We start from the raw sequence: 16,544 nt of genomic DNA on the forward strand, positions 1-16,544 counted from the left end.
CCTGCCGGCATGCGCTCGGCAAGGGCTTCCAGCAAGTCAGCCGAGGGGACGAAGAACAGGCTGCCCGTGACTGCTCGGCTGTAGTCCAGCAACCGGTCGTAATTGCCAGCCGGACGCCCGACAAACATGTTCTCGAGCATCTGCTCGATCGGCGCCGGCGAGCGGGCGTAGCCGATGAAGTAGGTGCCGAACTCGCCCGCGCCGGGGCGGCCGAACGGCATGTTGTCGCGTAGGATCTTCACCTCCTCGCCGTTCTCGACCAGCGTGGTCAGCGAGCTGTGCGACCAGGATGGCTTGACCTCATTGTCGAGTTCGATGTCGGACAGTTTCGTCCGGCCGATGATGCGCTCCTGCATCTCGACGGAAAGCGCATTCCATCCGGCCATGTCGTGCAGGTACTTCTGCACGATCACGTAGCTGCCGCCCGCGAACGGCGCATCCTCGTCGCCGATCACGGTAAAGTCCACCGCTTCGCGCCCCGTCGGGTTTTCGGTGCCATCGACAAAGCCGACCATGGCGCGCTGGTCGAAGTAGCGGAAACCGTGGACTTCGTCGACTACCTTCACCGCATCGCCCAGCCTGCCGATCAGTTGCGTGGCCAGTTCGAAGCACAGATCCATGGCATCCGCACGGATGTGCAGCAGCAGATCGCCCGGGGTGGCGACGGCCACGCGCTCGCCGGCGCCGACGGTGCGAAACGGATGCAGCAACGCAGGACGTGGCGCCCCGAACAGCGCATCCCATGCGCTGGAGCCGAAGCCGCAGACACAGGACAGATTGCCGGACGGCACGCGCTTGCCGACCGAGCGGACGAGCGCCGCGACGTCTGCGCACCAGTCACGGATGGTGCCGGCATGCTCGGCGCCGGGGTTCAACGTTGCGACGATGAAGATCGCACTGCGGGTGACCGGGCCGGCAACGGCTTGCGGTTCGGGGCTCTGCGTAGGCATCGGATCGAAATCCATGGAAGTCGGTACGGTGCACGAGCGTAGCAGAACGACGCGGCATCGCGGCATCTAGGTCAGCTGATACGGCCGCTGCGGCACGGTTTCCTCCGGCAATGGGCGATCGCACAGTTCAAGAATCGACCGCTCGATCGTGCGCGTAATGGCATCGAGCGCCAGCGCATTGGGCGCGAGGCCAAAGGGCTCCGCCACCTCGTTCGCGATCGCCTCCAGCGCGATCAGCGTGTACGAGATGAACACACACAGCAGCGGCGTGAAGAATTCGGTCGAATCGACCAGGCCGAACGGGAGCAGCATGCAGTACGCATACGCCGTGCGATGCAACAGCACACCGTAGGCGAACGGGATCGGGGTGGAGGCGATCCGCTCGCACCCGCCGACTGTCTTGCCGAGTTCGTTGAGCTGGGCGTCCAGCATCCAGCGCGTCGTGTCGGAGACCGATGCCGGGCCCTGCAACTGCGCAAGCTGGTGCCGGATGTCGTTGAGGATGACCGCCGGCCTGTAGCACTTCTGCCGCAGCGCCTCCGCCTGTCCGGCGCCGAGCAGGCGCGTGAGGTCCGGCACCGGGTCGGTCTTGCGCAGTTGATGCTTCAGCGCATAGACGAATGCGATCAGCCGGTTGGCCAGCAGGGTGCGATCGGTGGGGCTGGTGCGCTCGGGCAGGTAGCACAGGACCTGCGATGTCAGTGCGCGCGATGCGATCAGCAGATTCCCCCACAGGTGCCGCGCCTCATCGAACCGGGCATAGCTGGCAGTGTTCCGGAACGCGAGAAAGATCGCGAGCGCCAGGCCAAACAGCGTGAACGGCGTGGTGTTGAGCGGAATCTTCTCGCCCAGGATACGCCCATGCGTCAGGACGGCCAGGCTGCTGAACACCGCCATGAACAGCAGTTGCGGAATGATGGACTGCAGAACCGAGCCGTTCCAGATGAACAGCATCCGGAACCAGTTTTCCCTTGGCCGCACGATCATGATGCTTCCCAATCCTCCTCGGTCGTGGTTGTCAATGGTGATAGCCGGGGTCGCCTTCGCGCACCTTGCCGCGGAATACGCGGTACTGCATGGCGTTGTAGACCAGGATGATCGGCAGAATGATGACGGTGCCGACCAACGCAAAGAGCTGGCTCGAATGGCTTGACGATGCCTGCCAGATCGTCAGCGAAGGCGGGACGATGTTCGGCCAGATGCTGATGACCAGCCCGCTGAAGCCCAGGAAGCACAGCGCAAGCGTGAGGAGGAACGGTGTGGCGTGGTGCTCCATCCGGACCGTGCGGAAGATGCCCCAGACACAGGCCACCACCAGGATCGGCACCGGCAGGAACCAGCCGAGGTTGCCGCTGCCGAACCAGCGATGCGCCACGGCAGGCAGGCCGATCACCGTCCAGAGGCTGACGACGGCGATGATGCCGAGCAGAACGCCCACCAGCGGCTTCATCAGCAGGCGCATCTCGCGCTGCAGGTCGCCGTCCGTCTTCATGATGAGCCAGCCGCAGCCGAGCGTGGCATAGGTGAACATCACCCCGAGACCGCAGAACACGCTGAACGGTGATAGCCAGTCGAATGCGCCGCCGACGAACCGGCCGTCGGCAATCTTGATGCCTTGCAGCAGCGACCCCAGCACGATGCCCTGGCAGAACGCCGCCAGGGCGGAGCCGCAGATGAAAGCGAGATCCCAGAGGTTCTGCGTCCGCACGGCCTTGGCCCGCAACTCGAATGCGGCACCACGGAAGATCAGCCCAACCACCATCAGGATCAGCGGCAGGTAGTTGGCCGGCAGCAGTGTCGAGTAGACCACCGGAAATGCCCCGTACAACCCGGCGCCGCCCAGCACGAGAAAGGTCTCGTTGCCGTCCCAGACCGGCGCCACCGTATTCATCATCACCTGCCGGTCGCCCTTGGACTCGAAGAACGGAAACAACAGGCCGATGCCGAGATCGAAGCCATCGAGCATCACGTAGAGAAACACGCCGAGCCCGATGATCGCGGCCCAGATGACAGGAAGATCGATGTGCATGGCCTTACTCCCGTTCCAGCGCATCCAGGGCGCGATTGTGCAATTCGGGGTGTTTGAACGACTCAACGTGATTGCCGGCATGGGCAACCGGCCCTCGCCGCATCAGCTTCATCATGTAATAGACCCCCATCCCGAACACCACGAAGTACACGATGACGAAGATCAGCAGCGAGACCCCGGCGAGCTGCGCGCTGACCGGCGAGACGGAATCTTCGGTACGCAGCACGCCGTAGACCGTCCAGGGCTGGCGGCCAACTTCGGTGGTGACCCATCCGGCCAGCAAGGCCACCAGCCCGGACGGCCCCATGCACAGCACGAACCACTGATACCAGCGGGTCTCGTAGAGGCGGCCGCCCTTTCTCAGCAGCACACCCAGCAGCGCTGTCAACAGCATCAGCATGCCGAGGCCCGCCATGATCCGGAACGACCAGAACACGATCGGCGAGTACGGCCGGTCTTTGGCAGGGAACTCCTTCAGGCCTCGAATTTCCCCATCCCAGCTGTGCGTCAGGATCAGGCTGCCCAGGTGCGGCACCTGCACTGCGTAGCGCGTCACTTCGGCTTCCATGTCGGGCAGGCCGAACAGGTTGAGCGACGTGCCGCCCTTCTCGCTTTCCCACAGGCCTTCGATCGCCGCGATCTTGGCCGGCTGGTACTCGCGCGTGTTCAGGCCGTGCGCGTCGCCAATGAAGATCTGGACCGGCGCGAGCAGCAGCAACAGCCACAGCGCCATGGAGAAACTGCGCTTGACGGGCTCGTCACGCCGGCCGCGCAACAGGTGCCACGCACCGCATGCGGCCACCATGAAGCCCGCCACGATAAAAGCGGCGATCGTCATATGCGCGAGGCGGTACGGAAACGACGGGTTGAAGACAATCTTCAGCCAGTCGACCGGAACGATGCGGCCGTTCTCGATGGCGAACCCCTGCGGCGTCTGCATGAAGCTGTTCGACGCCAGGATCCAGAATGTAGAGATCAACGTGCCCAGCGCCACCATCAGCGTGGCGAAGAAGTGCGCGCGCGGGCTGACGCGCTGCCAGCCGAACAGCACGATGCCGAGAAAGCCGGCTTCCAGGAAGAACGCCGTCAGCACCTCGTAGTGCAGCAGCGGCCCGGTGATGTTGCCGGCCACCTGGGAGAAGCCGCTCCAGTTGGTACCAAACTCATAGGCCATCACCACGCCCGACACCACGCCCATGCCGAAGCCGATCGCGAAGATCTTCGACCAGAACAGGAACATGTCCTTGTAGGCCTGATCTCCTGTCAGCAACCAGCGCCATTCGAGCACGGCCAGGAAGCTGGCCATGCCGATGCTGATGGCGGGAAAGACGATGTGGAAAGACACCGTGAACGCAAACTGCAACCTTGCAAGATGGAGTGCGTCGAAGATTTCCATGATTTCACTGGCTCGTGTTGACAAACGACTTCGGCATCAAGCGCGCGCCTCGTACACCAGCGTGATGATTGCGTGCCTGATCAAGCAAAGTGGGAACGCTCCTTGAGCAGGTAAATCACTCGATGACCGCGTTGGTGCGATCGCTGGAACGTGCAGGCACGGTAGCGCGATCGAGATGCGGCTTGCAATGGAATGTCGACGTGCGCGAACTGTGCTCTGCCTGACGTTCCTGATGTGTGCATCAAAAGCGCGGACGCGTATCTGGTGCCGTCACAACTGTGCTCTGTACGCCCAGAGATGAAGCGCGCTTGGCCCGCGCTTTCGCCCAGGACTGTGCTCTACATATGCACGACGATGTGTACACACAGAGCTCGCCGAGAATCGCCTAGCCTTCAGGTCACGCACCTGAGCGGGCCGGTCGTGGTGCCGCTGCCTTCGGTGCTGCTGCACCATTGGACCGCCGAGAGAGAACGCATGCTGCAATGCCCCGCCCCCGCCGATCATTCCGGCAGCGTCACCTGCAATGTCCTGCGCCGCCGGCATGGCGATACCAGCCAGACAGCCGATCGCGTTGTCGAGGAGCTGCCGGTTGCACTGGTCTTCAACGGCATCTCGCATGCGGTGATGATGGCCACCCCGATCGACCTCGATGTGTTTGCGCTGGGCTTCGCGCTGAGCGAGGGCATTGTCGATTGCGCATCGGACGTGTTCGATATCGAAACGGTCTACGCAGCCGGAAGCGCCGAGGTGCAGTTGACCGTTTCCCAACAGGCATTCATGGCGCTCAAGGGAAAGCGTCGCGCGCTGGCCGGGCGCAGCGGCTGCGGGGTGTGTGGCGTCGAGAGCATCGAGCTGCTCGACCTGCATCCCGCGCGTATCCAATACGCCGGCGCGGCGGACGACATCAGCGCCGAAGCCGTGGAGCGCGCGGCCCGCGAGCTGCCCGCACACCAGGTGCTGATGCGCGAAACCGGCGGCATCCATGCCGCGGCATGGTGTACCCGCGAGGGCGAGATCGCAGAGGTGTTCGAAGACGTGGGGCGGCACAACGCGCTCGACAAGCTGATCGGGCAGCTCGCCCGCCAGAAGGCGGATACCCGCAGGGGCTTCGTGTTCCTGTCCAGCCGCGCCAGTTACGAGCTGGTCCGCAAGGCGGCGCGCGTGCAGATCCAGATGATTGCCACCATCTCCGCACCCACATCCCTGGCCATCGACATCGCGTGCCAGGCCGGGATACGGCTGCTCGGCTTCTGTCGCGGTAGCGGCTTCGTCGAGTACGGATCGCCGAGCGCGCCGGCAATGGGCGTCGCAGGTTCGCAGTGATGCCGAATTCGATTCACCGAGGCAATCAGCCAACTGTACCCCTCCGATCCGGCACCGACTGTGTTCCTGCAGGTGGCGCCAGCACCCTATGCTGCCCATGGGCCGTTCGGCAGGCCACCTGTGTGCGCCCCCTCGCCATGAAAGCGGACTGCCAACGGCCCGCCCCCGTCTTCTCTTTCGCAGACCCTCGGACCGATCGTGAACGCCGTTGACCGTGCCATCTCCTCAGACCTAGTGACGCACCGCCGCGTTTCGGCCGGTGCTGACGCAAACACGCTGGACCGGCGCAATCGTCCGCTGCGCGATCTGCGGCTGTCGGTCATCGACCGGTGCAATTTCCGCTGTACGTACTGCATGCCGCGCGAGATCTTCGATAGCCGCTATGCGTTCATGCCGTCGGCACAGCGACTGTCGTTCGACCAGATGGTCAAACTCGCCAAGGCATTCGCGTTGCTTGGCGTCGAGAAGATCCGCATCACCGGCGGCGAGCCGCTCCTAAGGCGCGGGCTCGAATCGCTGATCGAACAACTCGCCAAGCTGACGACCCATCGCGGCCAACCCATGGAGATCGCGCTCACGACAAACGGCTCGCTGCTCGCCGCCAAGGCGCGTTCGCTGCGCGATGCGGGACTCGACCGCGTGACGGTGAGCCTGGATGCAGTGGACGATGCGGTATTCCGGCGCATGAGCGACGCAGACGTCCCCGTATCGCGCGTGCTAGACGGGATCGAAGCCGCCTGCGCGGTGGGGCTCGCCCCCGTCAAAATCAATACGGTCGTCGAGCGGGGCGTCAATGAGAGCCAGATCCTGCCGCTTGTCCGCCGGTTCAAAGGCACCGGCGTGGCGGTCCGGTTCATCGAATACATGGATGTCGGCGGCGCCAGCGCCTGGTCCAGCGATAAGGTGCTCACGGCGCGCCAGGTGCGGGAGATCGTTGAGTCGGTCTTCCCGCTGCTTCCCGTCGCAGGTGAGGAACCCGCCGGCACGGCGGTCAACTACCGCCATCTGGACGCTGGCGGCGAGGTCGGGTTCATCGCAAGCGTGTCGCAGCCGTTCTGCGGCACCTGCTCGCGTGCGCGCGTCTCCGCCGATGGACAGCTCTACACCTGCCTGTTCGCCACGCAGGGCACGGACCTGCGGCCCTGGCTGGCCGAGAACGCCTCCATCGAGCAACTGGCCGAGGCGGTGCGCACCCGCTGGACCCGCCGGGATGACCGCTACTCAGAGCTTCGCGCCCTGCATCACAAGCAGAAGGCAGGAAGAACCTACCCCACGGTCCGCATGTCGCTGGTCGGTGGCTGATGCCCGCCAGGCCCGTGCGAAGCGAACCGCTCTCTGGAGAACAGCGATGCCTTTGCCTCCCGCTCCACCCGTAACCCCGCTCGACGACGCAGCCGATACCGGGGCCGGGCTCACCGCCGACAGCGCCATCCGACCGACCGGTCACCAACTGACGATTGCCGCCGGCTTCGAGGTGCGTGTGCAATCAGATCCGATCGACGTCCAGTCCGAGGTCGAACCCATCATGCGCAACCCGAAGGTCGGTGCGGTGGTGAACTTCCTGGGTGTCGTGCGCCATAGCGGCGACATTGACGACGTCATCGCACTCGAGATCGAGCACTACCCGGGCATGACCGAACAATCGCTCTGGAGCCTCATCGAAGAGGCGGCCGCGCGCTGGCAACTCGAAGCCGTGAAGATCGTCCATCGGATCGGCCGCGTCGCGCTCGGCAATCCGGTGGTTCTGGTTGCGGTGGCAGCACCGCATCGGGTGGCAGCGTTCGACGCGTGCGAATTCCTGATGGACTTCCTGAAGACCCATGCCCCCTTCTGGAAAAAGGAAATCCGCCGCGACGGTGCGTCCGAATGGGTGAATGCCAAAACTGGCGACCTGCATGCGATGCAGCGATGGGGATGATGCTCTGCCCGCCCGCGTCATTACCGCCAACGGAAGCCTCTATGAAACTCACCATCAAGTACTTCGCCAGTCTTCGTGAACACCTGGGCACTGCGCAGGAACTCGTGGACATCGACGCACCCGAACTGACCGTGAATGCGCTGCGTGCACAGCTCGCCGCCAGAAACGTACAAACGGCCGAAGCGTTGCGCGTGGGCCGGCCGGTGCGGGCCGCCGTCAACCTTGAGACGGTAGACGGTGCATTCGTTGTGCACGAGGACTGTGAAATCGCATTCTTCCCACCGGTGACGGGCGGCTGATCCGGCTATCCTTGGTCCGCCCCGTACATCGGCGCCGTCACGGCTGCGCAGAGCGCCCGCCCCTGTTCAGTCAGGCGGGCATCCCCACGCCCTTCGTCATCGACGTCGCAGTCAACCAGGCGCGCCGCTTTCAGGAGGGTGAGCGACCGCAGTAGCGCGCTCATCGGCAGCCGCGCACGCTTGGCCAGCTTGGCCAATGACCAGGGCTTGCCAGGGCGCTCCTGGCAGGCCACCCACAGCTGTTCGAGAACCGCCGTGATGGCCGGATCGACCGTGTCGTCATCGGTCATGACTGACGGTGCTTCGTTCATTTTCGCCATTCCTCCGCGGCTACGCTTTCCGCAACGATTCTAGTGCCGCTGCGTTGCTCTGAGCGCCCTCGTCATGCAGCCGCGCGCTGTACTGCAACGCCAGGCGCTCCGCTGTACTGCACCCGTATGGGAGACGCCACCCCAACTGTGCTCCCGCAACACCATGGGATGTGTATGCCTTACGTGCGCGCTGTGCTTTTACTCTCTCCACCAACGAACCAGTCGCGAGACGGGCCCCAACGCCCGGGACCGCGCGACGCGTAGTGAAAGTGGAGTCCAGGTCATGGATAGCAGCAAGGAACCGAAGGGAAAGATCGAGCCCTATCACCACCCGGCCGCAGGCTGGGGCGCCCTCAAGTACGTGGCGATCAACCTGATCAAGGAACGGGTCAACGGCGGCAACTACCGCATGCTGTTCCGGCAGAACCAGCCGGACGGCTTCGACTGCCCCGGCTGCGCCTGGCCCGACCGACAGCATGCCTCGACCTTCGAGTTCTGCGAGAACGGCGTGAAGGCCGTCGCGGCCGAGGCCACCACCAAGCGCGTCACCCCGGCATTCTTCGCGGCGCATACCGTCGAAGATCTGATGAAGCAAACCGACTACGAACTCGAACAGCACGGCCGACTGACCGACCCGATGGTGTACGACGCGCAAACCGACCGCTACCAGCCGATTGCCTGGAAAGACGCCTTTGCGCTGATCGCAAGGCACCTGAACCAGCTGGAATCGCCCAACCAGGCGGCGTTCTATACGTCGGGGCGGGCCAGCAATGAGGCCGCGTTCCTGTATCAGCTGTTCGTCCGAATGTTCGGCACCAACAACTTCCCTGACTGCTCGAACATGTGCCACGAGGCAACCAGCCGTGGCCTGCCGACCGTGGTCGGCATCGGCAAGGGGACGGTCACGCTCGACGATTTCGAGGCCGCCGACACCATCATCATCTTCGGCCAGAACCCCGCGACCAACCACCCGCGTATGCTCGGCGAGTTGCGCGAGGCCTCGCGCCGCGGCGCCACCATCGTTTCGGTCAACCCGCTGCGCGAGCGCGGGCTCGAACGCTTCGCCAGCCCGCAGCATCCGATCGAGATGCTGACGATGGGCAGCACCAAGATCGCATCGACGTTCATCCAGCCGAAGCTGGGCGGTGACTTCGCCCTGATCAAGGGTGTGGCCAAGCACCTGATCGAACTGGACGATCAAGCGGTCGCCAAGGGCACCGAGCGGCTGCTCGACCTGGAATTCATTCGCGAAAATACGCTCGGCTTCGAGGCGTTTTCGGAAGACCTGCGTAACGAGAGCTGGCCGCTGCTGGAGTCGGAATCCGGCGTTGCGCGTGAAGACATCGAAGGACTCGCCCGGATCTACACCAACGGCAAGCGGGTCATCGCAACCTGGGGCATGGGCATCACGCAGCACAAGCACTCGGTGCAGACTGTCCACATGCTGACGAACCTGCTGATGATGCGCGGGAACATCGGCCGTGAAGGCGCAGGCCTCTGTCCGGTGCGCGGCCACTCGAACGTACAAGGCAACCGCACCGTGGGCATCGAGGAGCAACCGACGCCCGCCTTCCTCGATCGCCTGGGGACCGTGTTCCACTTCAACCCGCCGCGCGAACACGGCCTCGACGTTGTCGAAACCATCGAACAGATGATCGAAGGCCGCGTGACAGTCTTGATGGGCCTGGGTGGCAATTTCGCGATGGCGACGCCCGATACGCACCGCACCTTCGACGCGCTGCGCTCGTGCGCGCTGACCGTCCACATCGCCACCAAGCTCAACCGCAGCCACCTCGTCCACGGCGCCGATGCGCTGATCCTGCCCACGCTCGGCCGCACCGAGATCGACGAGCAGAACGGTGTCGCGCAAGGCGTGACTGTGGAAGACTCCATGAGCATGGTGCACATCTCATACGGGATGAACCAGCCCGCCTCACCCAACCTGATGTCGGAGACGGCGATCATCGCCAACATCGCGGATACCACGCTGGGCAATGCGAAAGTCGACTGGCTCGGCTACGCACGCGACTATGCCAAGATCCGCGACGCGATCGAGCAGGTACTCGATGGCTTCGAGCGCTACAACGAGCGGATCCGGCATCCGGGTGGCTTTCATCTGCGCGTCGCATCGCGCGAGCGCGATTGGCAGACGCCCACCGGCCGCGCGAACTTCATTGTGCACGCGGTCCAGGGCGACACGCCCATCGTCCGCGCCAGGAAGATCCACGGTGAGCGCCTCATGACGCTGATGACGACCCGGTCGCACGACCAGTACAACACGACGGTGTATGCGCTCGATGACCGCTATCGAGGCGTGTTCGGGATGCGCCGCGTCATCTTCATCAACCCGGCGGATATCGCGATGCTCGGGTTCAAGAATGGCGACTGGGTGGACATGACCACCGTATGGGGCGACGGAATCGAGCGTCGTGCGAATTATTTCCGCCTGGTCGAGTACGACATCCCCCGCGGCTGCATCGGTGCGTATTACCCGGAGACGAATCCGCTCGTGCCATTGTCAAGCGTGGGCGATGTCTGCAACACGCCGACCTCCAAGTCGATTCCAGTGCTGTTGCACGCGTCAATCGAGCCCGCCGCGTTGCCGGCGTTCTGAGTTGCTTGTGACGAGCGGCCATGCGGCTCGTGGGCGGACTTCCAGTACCCCAGCCTCTGGCAGTCGTCGCCAAACCAGGCAACGGATCGGGAGCCGAATGACTGACAGCTGGGCCCAATCAATCGGGGCGCAAAGGCGACCAACAGGGAAGCGTGGCTACGACGTGCTCGCCAGCCAGATCGAATCGCACGTATTGGCGCCTGCCATCCTGATAGCGCTGCTCGACAAGACCGGTTGCGCTTTCACCACCAACTCACTCCGTCTCTTCCGTATGCAAGGCCCGGCTGCGGAACGCGCTGGGCGCCACCCCGTACCAGCGCTTGAAAGCCTGTGAGAAGGTGGACAAATCAGCAAAGCCAAGCCGCTCTGCGATCTCTCCGAGCGCCAGCCCGCTTTCCCTGAGCAGCGTCTCGGCCATCGCACTACGTGATTCGGCCAACAACGCTCGGAAGGTGGTGCCTTCATCGTGCAGCCGGCGCTTCAGGGTGCGTTCACTGGTGTTCATCAGGCGTGCCATGTTGCCCAGCGTGGGGAGCGTGGTGCCCGGTGCGGCGCTCAAGTAATGGCGGATCATCGCCGCCGTGCCCAGGCGGACGCGCCGCTCCTCGATGAGCCGGCTGCACATCTGCTCGCACATCGACGCCGTGATGGGATTGGCCTGCGGCAGTGGCCGGCGCAGAAACGATCGGTCAAAGGCGAGACTGTTCAGACGCGCCGAACATTCCGGCTCCACACCGAAGAGCTTCCAGCCCACCTGGGCAAGCCCATGCGCCGATGGCGGGCGGCTGGCCCTGAGCGTGAAACGGGACAGCGCGAAGTCATCCCCCCCGATTTCATGCAGCAGGACCGCAGCGGCGGCCATGTCGCGCTCCACGACAAACCGCTTCACGTCATCGGCCAGCTCCGGCTCGCCGAAGCTCAGCACGCCGAGATGCTCTTCTTCGTGATACGTGATGACGGTAAAGGCGTAGGTGAGCGGCAGGAACCGTAAGGCCAATGCCATGGCATCGCCTGCCGTGGCGCTGCTGATCAGGCCATAGCCCCACACCCCATATGCCGAAAAGTGGTAGCGCACCCCCAGCTCCAACCCAAGCCCCGCCGGATGCTTCAACAGACGCAGCAGGTTGCCGGTAACGCGCAGCTCCTGTGCGGCCGTCAACTCCACATTCGGGTCGGACAGCTGGGCGAGTGACAGCTGCGTGCCGGCCAGCAGCTTGGCCGGAGCAAGCCCGCGCTCCTGGCCAAAATCGACCAGCAAACGCGCGCTGGCCGGACTCCGAGTGAACTCCCAGAAACGCATACGGAGAAACCCTTGGAAGCATCCATTTGGCCCAAATACTAAAACAACTGTCCCGTCGCGCCATTGGTGTTTTCCCACGCCGGCAGCAACATCGACCCCGTCCGAAGCGCCGCCCCGGCGGCGTTGCAATGCAGGCTCAAGCGAAGACACAGTGCTTCGCGAGCCTGCCGCGCCCGCCACGCGCGTCGGATCGCCCAGTGACTGTCGGCTCGCAGCGCTCGGCCTAAAAAACCATATCGGAGACAACAACATGGGCAACATCTTCGACTACGTCGTTGTGGGCGGCGGCTCCGCCGGCTGCGTCGTGGCGGGTCGACTCACCGAAGACCCGGCGGTGACGGTCTGCGTGCTGGAGGCAGGCGGCAAAGGGACTGACGCCGTCATCCGTATCCCGACCGGCGCCGTCGCGATGCTGCCGACCCGGCTCAACAACTGGGCATTCGAGACGGTGCCCCAGCCGGGACTGGGCGGGCGCAAGGGATACCAGCCGCGCGGCAAGGCCTTGGGAGGCTCATCGGCGATCAACGCGATGGTCTACATCCGCGGGCATCGCAATGACTACGACGACTGGGCCGCGCGCGGCAACATCGGCTGGTCTTACGAGGACGTGTTGCCGTATTTCCGGCTCAGCGAGCACAACGAGCGGCTCGACAACGCATGGCATGGCCAGGGCGGCCCGCTTTGGGTCAGCGACCTGCGCTCCGACAACCCTTTCCAGGCGCGCTACCTGGCGGCCGCACATCAGGCCGGGCTGCCGGTGACGGATGACTTCAACGGGGCGGAACAGGAAGGCGTCGGCATCTACCAGGTGACGCAAAAACACGGCGAGCGGTGGAGCGCGGCACGTGCATACCTGCTGCCGCACCTCGGACGGCGCGACAACCTGAGCGTCGAGACGCATGCCCAGGTGCAGCGCATCCTGTTCGAGGGCACACGGGCCGTGGGCGTTGAAGTGCTGCAAGGCGGCCGCCTGCGCACCATCCGGGCACGCCGTGAAGTGGTGCTGGCGGCCGGCGCATTCCAGACGCCCCAGCTGCTGATGCTCTCCGGCGTCGGCCCCGCCCAAGATCTGGAGCGCCTCGGCATTCAGACACGCGTGCACCTGCCCGGGGTGGGCAAGAACCTGCAAGACCATCCCGACTTCATCTTCGGCTATCGCGCACGCAGCCTCGACACGATAGGCGTGTCGATCGGGGGCGGGGCGCGCATGTTGCAAGCCATCCGACGTTTCCGGCAGGAAAGGCGCGGTGCGCTCACGTCCAATTTTGCGGAAGGCGGCGGCTTTCTCAAGACGCGCGCTGATCTCGCGATGCCCGATATCCAGCTCCATTTTGTCGTCGCGCTGGTGGACGACCATGCGCGGCGCTTTCATCTGGGGCATGGGCTGTCGTGTCACGTCTGCCTGTTGCGCCCACGCAGCCGCGGGTCCGTGACCCTGCAGAGCAAGCACCCCCACGATGCGCCGCTGATCGACCCCGCGTTCTTCCAGGACCCGCAGGATCTCGAAGACATGGTGGCCGGCTTCACGCTGACACGCAGGCTGATGCAAGCGCCGGCGCTGGCCGAATGGATCACGAAGGATGTGTTCACCGCCAACGTGCGGACCGACGACGAGATTCGCGCGGTCCTGCGGCAGCGCACCGACACCGTCTACCACCCGGTCGGCACCTGCCGGATGGGAACCGACCCGCACGCCGTGGTGGACCCGCAATTGCGCGTGCGGGGTGTGGAGGGACTGCGCATCGTCGACGCTTCCGTCATGCCAACGCTCATCGGCGGCAACACCAACGCGCCGACGATCATGATTGCCGAGAAGGCCGTCGATCTGATGCGAGGCCGCAGCCGGGTTCAGCCGGCGCCACGCGAAGCGGTCTCGATGCCCACACACGTTCACGCCGACGCCTCTGAGGAAGCCAGCCATGCATTCAGCTAACCCCGACCGCCGCACGGACGCGGTAACACCGCACGCGGCCATCATCATCGGCTCGGGCTTTGCTGGCATCGGCATGGCCGTGGCCTTCAAGCAAGCCGGGCTGCATGACTTCGTCATCCTCGAGCGGGCACAGGACGTTGGCGGCGTCTGGCGCGACAACAGCTATCCGGGCGCGGCCTGCGACGTGCCTTCGCATCTGTATTCCTTTTCCTTCGAACCCAACCCGAACTGGTCGCGCACCTTCGCGCCCCAAGCGGAGATCCACGCCTATCTGCGGCATTGCGCGCGCAAATACGCCCTGGCGCCGCACATCCGATTTGGCGCCGAAGTCGCGCACGCACAGTACGACGAACCGCATTCGGTCTGGCGCGTCACGCTCGCGGATGGGACAACGCTCAGCGCCGCGCTGCTCATCAGCGGCACCGGACAGTTGAGCCGCCCCGCTTTCCCGAACTTGCCCGGCATGGAGACCTTCAAGGGCCACACCTTCCACTCCGCGCACTGGGACCACGGCTATGCGCTATCCGGCAAGCGCGTGGCGGTGGTGGGCACGGGGGCTTCGGCCATCCAGTTCGTGCCGGCCATTGCCGATGCCGTTGGGCAACTCACGGTATTCCAGCGCTCGCCCGCCTACCTCATGCCCCGCCCGGACCGCGCTTATCGGCCTTGGGAGAAGGCCTTGTTCCGGTGGCTGCCATGGACGATGAAGCTGCATCGCGCCATGATCTACACACGCTACGAGTCCCGCGCGTTGGCGTTCACGCGCTTCAAGGGGCTCATGCAGTTGGCGGTGGGCGTGCCCTTCCGGCGGCTGCTCTCGAAACAGGTGCCGGATGCCGCGCTGCGCGCCAAGCTCACGCCCGATTACCCGATCGGCTGCAAGCGCATCCTGCTCTCAAGCGAGTACCTTGCGGCCATGAGCAAGCCCAATGTCCGCCTGGTGACCGAGGGCATCCACCGCGTGACCCCGGGCGGCATCGAGACGGTGGACGGCACGCATCATCCGGTCGACGCGATCATCTACGGCACGGGCTTTGCCGCCACCGAATTCCTCACGCCCATGCGCATCACCGGACGCGCGGGGCTGGACCTGAACGATGCGTGGCGGCGCGGGGCGCAGGCCTACCTCGGCCTGACCGTGCCGGGCTTCCCCAACTTCTTCATGCTCTACGGCCCCAACACGAATCTTGGCCACAACTCCATCGTCTACATGCTGGAGAGCCAGATCGCCCATGTCATCCGCTGCTGCAAGGCGATGACAGCGGCGCATGCGACCCGCATCGAAACGGATGCACGCCGCTACCGGCGCTTCAACGCGCATATCCAGCAGCGTCTGGCCCAATCGGTCTGGAGCGGTTGCAAGAGCTGGTACGTGGATGCGAGCGGGCACAACAGCACCAACTGGCCGGGCTTCACGTTGACCTACCGCTGGCTGACGCGGTTCTCGAGCCTGCAGGCATACCGCCTGACGCGCACGCTGCCGGGGCCGGTGGGTCTGGCCGGTGGCGTGGCGGTGGCAGAACCCCATGGGTGGTGGGAAGCGGCCAATGCATGGTTCCTGCGCAACTTCCTGCGAGCAGGTTTTCGCTCGCTCATCGGTCCGCCGTTCGGCATCGCCATCCAGCGGGGCATCGTGCGCCTGCTCTCCCCGCTCATGCCGGGCGTCGGCGGGGTGATCCGCTATCGCACCTCAGTCAACAACGTACGCGTTGAAGTGGTGGCACCCAAGCACGGCGAGACGGGCGGCGCCATGCTCTACCTGCACGGCGGTGCCTTTTGCCTGGGCAGCTCCGGCACACACCGCAGCATCACGACCCGCCTGGCGGTGGAGTCCGGCATGTCAGTCAGCGCGCCCGACTATCGGCTGGCGCCAGAGCACCCGTACCCTGCCGCGCTCCACGATGCACTGGCGTGCTACGACGCGCTGCGCGGCCAAGGCTACGCGGCAGAGAAGATCGTCGTCGCAGGCGATTCGGCCGGTGGCGCACTGGCCTTGGCACTGGCACTTGCGCTGCGCGAGCGTGGCGATACGGCGCCGGCCGGCCTGCTGCTGATCTCGCCCGTGACCGATGCCACGCTGCGCGGTGACACGCTGGTGTCTCAGCGCACCCAGGATCCGATGATCCGTCGGGGTTGGCTCGAACAAGGGTTGCGCTGGTACCAGGCGCCGACCGAAGCAGAGCATGCACCGCTCGAGGCGGATCTGCGCGGCCTTCCGCCCATGCTGATCCAGGTGGGTGAACACGAAGTGCTGCGGTCCGATGCCACCCGGCTGGCCGACCACGCGGCTGACTGCGGCGTGCCATGCCGCATTGAAATCCACGCCGCACGCTGGCATGTGTTTCACCTGCAGTCGTTCTATCTCCGCTCGGCGGTGGAGGCGCTGCGCACACTCGCGGAGTTTGCCCGCGAGCGTGTAGCCAGCGGGGCGAGCGTGGGACGTGCCAGCGTGCCGCCGCTCGGATGAACGC

12 protein-coding genes and 1 pseudogene are annotated in these 16,544 nt (G+C 64.8%); 7 read left to right on the forward strand and 6 right to left on the reverse strand.

Translation table 11 applies throughout. The features are described from left to right. Positions 1-11: 11 nt before the first annotated feature. The 4 genes and pseudogenes from QZ609_RS00045 to QZ609_RS00060 form a co-directional block, all read right to left on the reverse strand. Positions 12-950, reverse strand: a pseudogene (locus tag QZ609_RS00045) (Dyp-type peroxidase); the annotation flags it as partial. A gap of 66 nt (positions 951-1,016) precedes the next feature. Then, complete coding sequence (locus QZ609_RS00050; protein ID WP_295489330.1) at positions 1,017-1,937, reverse strand: bestrophin family protein; 921 nt, start codon at positions 1,935-1,937, stop codon at positions 1,017-1,019. Between the two features lie 31 nt (positions 1,938-1,968). Then, positions 1,969-2,979 carry a cytochrome d ubiquinol oxidase subunit II gene (cydB, locus tag QZ609_RS00055; protein WP_295489333.1) on the reverse strand — a complete coding sequence of 337 codons (1,011 nt, stop codon included), beginning with the start codon at positions 2,977-2,979 and terminating at the stop codon, positions 1,969-1,971. Positions 2,980-2,983: 4 nt separating this feature from the next. After that, positions 2,984-4,375: a cytochrome ubiquinol oxidase subunit I gene (locus tag QZ609_RS00060; RefSeq protein ID WP_295489338.1), complete on the reverse strand. Its 1,392-nt coding sequence runs from the start codon at positions 4,373-4,375 to the stop codon at positions 2,984-2,986. 474 nt (positions 4,376-4,849) lie between these two features. On the opposite strand from QZ609_RS00060, the gene fdhD reads away from it, so the two are divergent. The 4 genes from fdhD (at position 4,850) to QZ609_RS00080 (ending at position 7,915) form a co-directional block, all read left to right on the forward strand. After that, positions 4,850-5,698 (forward strand): formate dehydrogenase accessory sulfurtransferase FdhD, encoded by an 849-nt coding sequence (gene fdhD, locus QZ609_RS00065; protein WP_295489638.1) that lies wholly within the window; start codon positions 4,850-4,852, stop codon positions 5,696-5,698. A 234-nt stretch (positions 5,699-5,932) separates the two neighbouring features. Continuing rightward, a complete protein-coding gene (moaA, locus tag QZ609_RS00070; RefSeq protein ID WP_295489640.1) occupies positions 5,933-7,000 on the forward strand; it encodes a GTP 3',8-cyclase MoaA in 1,068 nt (355 codons plus the stop codon). A gap of 46 nt (positions 7,001-7,046) precedes the next feature. After that, positions 7,047-7,616: a molybdenum cofactor biosynthesis protein MoaE gene (locus QZ609_RS00075; RefSeq protein WP_295489341.1), complete on the forward strand. Its 570-nt coding sequence runs from the start codon at positions 7,047-7,049 to the stop codon at positions 7,614-7,616. A 41-nt stretch (positions 7,617-7,657) separates the two neighbouring features. Next, on the forward strand, positions 7,658-7,915 hold the full coding sequence (locus QZ609_RS00080; protein WP_295489344.1) for a MoaD/ThiS family protein: 258 nt from the start codon (positions 7,658-7,660) through the stop codon (positions 7,913-7,915). 5 nt (positions 7,916-7,920) lie between these two features. On the opposite strand, the gene QZ609_RS00085 is transcribed toward QZ609_RS00080, so the two are convergent. Continuing rightward, positions 7,921-8,205: an ArsR family transcriptional regulator gene (locus tag QZ609_RS00085; protein WP_295489347.1), complete on the reverse strand. Its 285-nt coding sequence runs from the start codon at positions 8,203-8,205 to the stop codon at positions 7,921-7,923. A gap of 304 nt (positions 8,206-8,509) precedes the next feature. On the opposite strand from QZ609_RS00085, the gene QZ609_RS00090 reads away from it, so the two are divergent. Beyond that, complete coding sequence (locus QZ609_RS00090) at positions 8,510-10,840, forward strand: FdhF/YdeP family oxidoreductase (protein ID WP_295489349.1); 2,331 nt, start codon at positions 8,510-8,512, stop codon at positions 10,838-10,840. A 253-nt stretch (positions 10,841-11,093) separates the two neighbouring features. On the opposite strand, the gene QZ609_RS00095 is transcribed toward QZ609_RS00090, so the two are convergent. Beyond that, positions 11,094-12,140 (reverse strand): AraC family transcriptional regulator, encoded by a 1,047-nt coding sequence (locus QZ609_RS00095; protein WP_295489351.1) that lies wholly within the window; start codon positions 12,138-12,140, stop codon positions 11,094-11,096. A 250-nt stretch (positions 12,141-12,390) separates the two neighbouring features. Between QZ609_RS00095 and QZ609_RS00100 the strand changes: the two genes are divergently transcribed. Both QZ609_RS00100 and QZ609_RS00105 read left to right on the forward strand, forming a co-directional pair. Continuing rightward, complete coding sequence (locus tag QZ609_RS00100) at positions 12,391-14,073, forward strand: choline dehydrogenase (protein ID WP_295489354.1); 1,683 nt, start codon at positions 12,391-12,393, stop codon at positions 14,071-14,073. Then, positions 14,060-16,540 carry an alpha/beta hydrolase fold domain-containing protein gene (locus QZ609_RS00105; RefSeq protein ID WP_295489357.1) on the forward strand — a complete coding sequence of 827 codons (2,481 nt, stop codon included), beginning with the start codon at positions 14,060-14,062 and terminating at the stop codon, positions 16,538-16,540. Before QZ609_RS00100 ends, QZ609_RS00105 begins: the two co-directional genes overlap by 14 nt. Positions 16,541-16,544: the final 4 nt, after the last annotated feature.

Source organism: uncultured Ralstonia sp., from assembly GCA_913056305.1.
Lineage (GTDB): Bacteria > Pseudomonadota > Gammaproteobacteria > Burkholderiales > Burkholderiaceae > Ralstonia.

Bases quoted from the DNA above. Each gene is read 5' to 3' on its own strand.
- QZ609_RS00050 (WP_295489330.1), bottom strand. From the start codon at position 1,937: ATGATCGTGCGGCCAAGGGAAAACTGGTTCCGGATGCTGTTCATCTGG.
- cydB (WP_295489333.1), bottom strand. From the start codon at position 2,979: ATGCACATCGATCTTCCTGTCATCTGGGCCGCGATCATCGGGCTCGGC.
- QZ609_RS00060 (WP_295489338.1), bottom strand. From the start codon at position 4,375: ATGGAAATCTTCGACGCACTCCATCTTGCAAGGTTGCAGTTTGCGTTC.
- fdhD (WP_295489638.1), top strand. From the start codon at position 4,850: ATGCTGCAATGCCCCGCCCCCGCCGATCATTCCGGCAGCGTCACCTGC.
- QZ609_RS00075 (WP_295489341.1), top strand. From the start codon at position 7,047: ATGCCTTTGCCTCCCGCTCCACCCGTAACCCCGCTCGACGACGCAGCC.
- QZ609_RS00080 (WP_295489344.1), top strand. From the start codon at position 7,658: ATGAAACTCACCATCAAGTACTTCGCCAGTCTTCGTGAACACCTGGGC.
- QZ609_RS00085 (WP_295489347.1), bottom strand. From the start codon at position 8,205: ATGACCGATGACGACACGGTCGATCCGGCCATCACGGCGGTTCTCGAA.
- QZ609_RS00090 (WP_295489349.1), top strand. From the start codon at position 8,510: ATGGATAGCAGCAAGGAACCGAAGGGAAAGATCGAGCCCTATCACCAC.
- QZ609_RS00095 (WP_295489351.1), bottom strand. From the start codon at position 12,140: ATGCGTTTCTGGGAGTTCACTCGGAGTCCGGCCAGCGCGCGTTTGCTG.
- QZ609_RS00100 (WP_295489354.1), top strand. From the start codon at position 12,391: ATGGGCAACATCTTCGACTACGTCGTTGTGGGCGGCGGCTCCGCCGGC.
- QZ609_RS00105 (WP_295489357.1), top strand. From the start codon at position 14,060: ATGCATTCAGCTAACCCCGACCGCCGCACGGACGCGGTAACACCGCAC.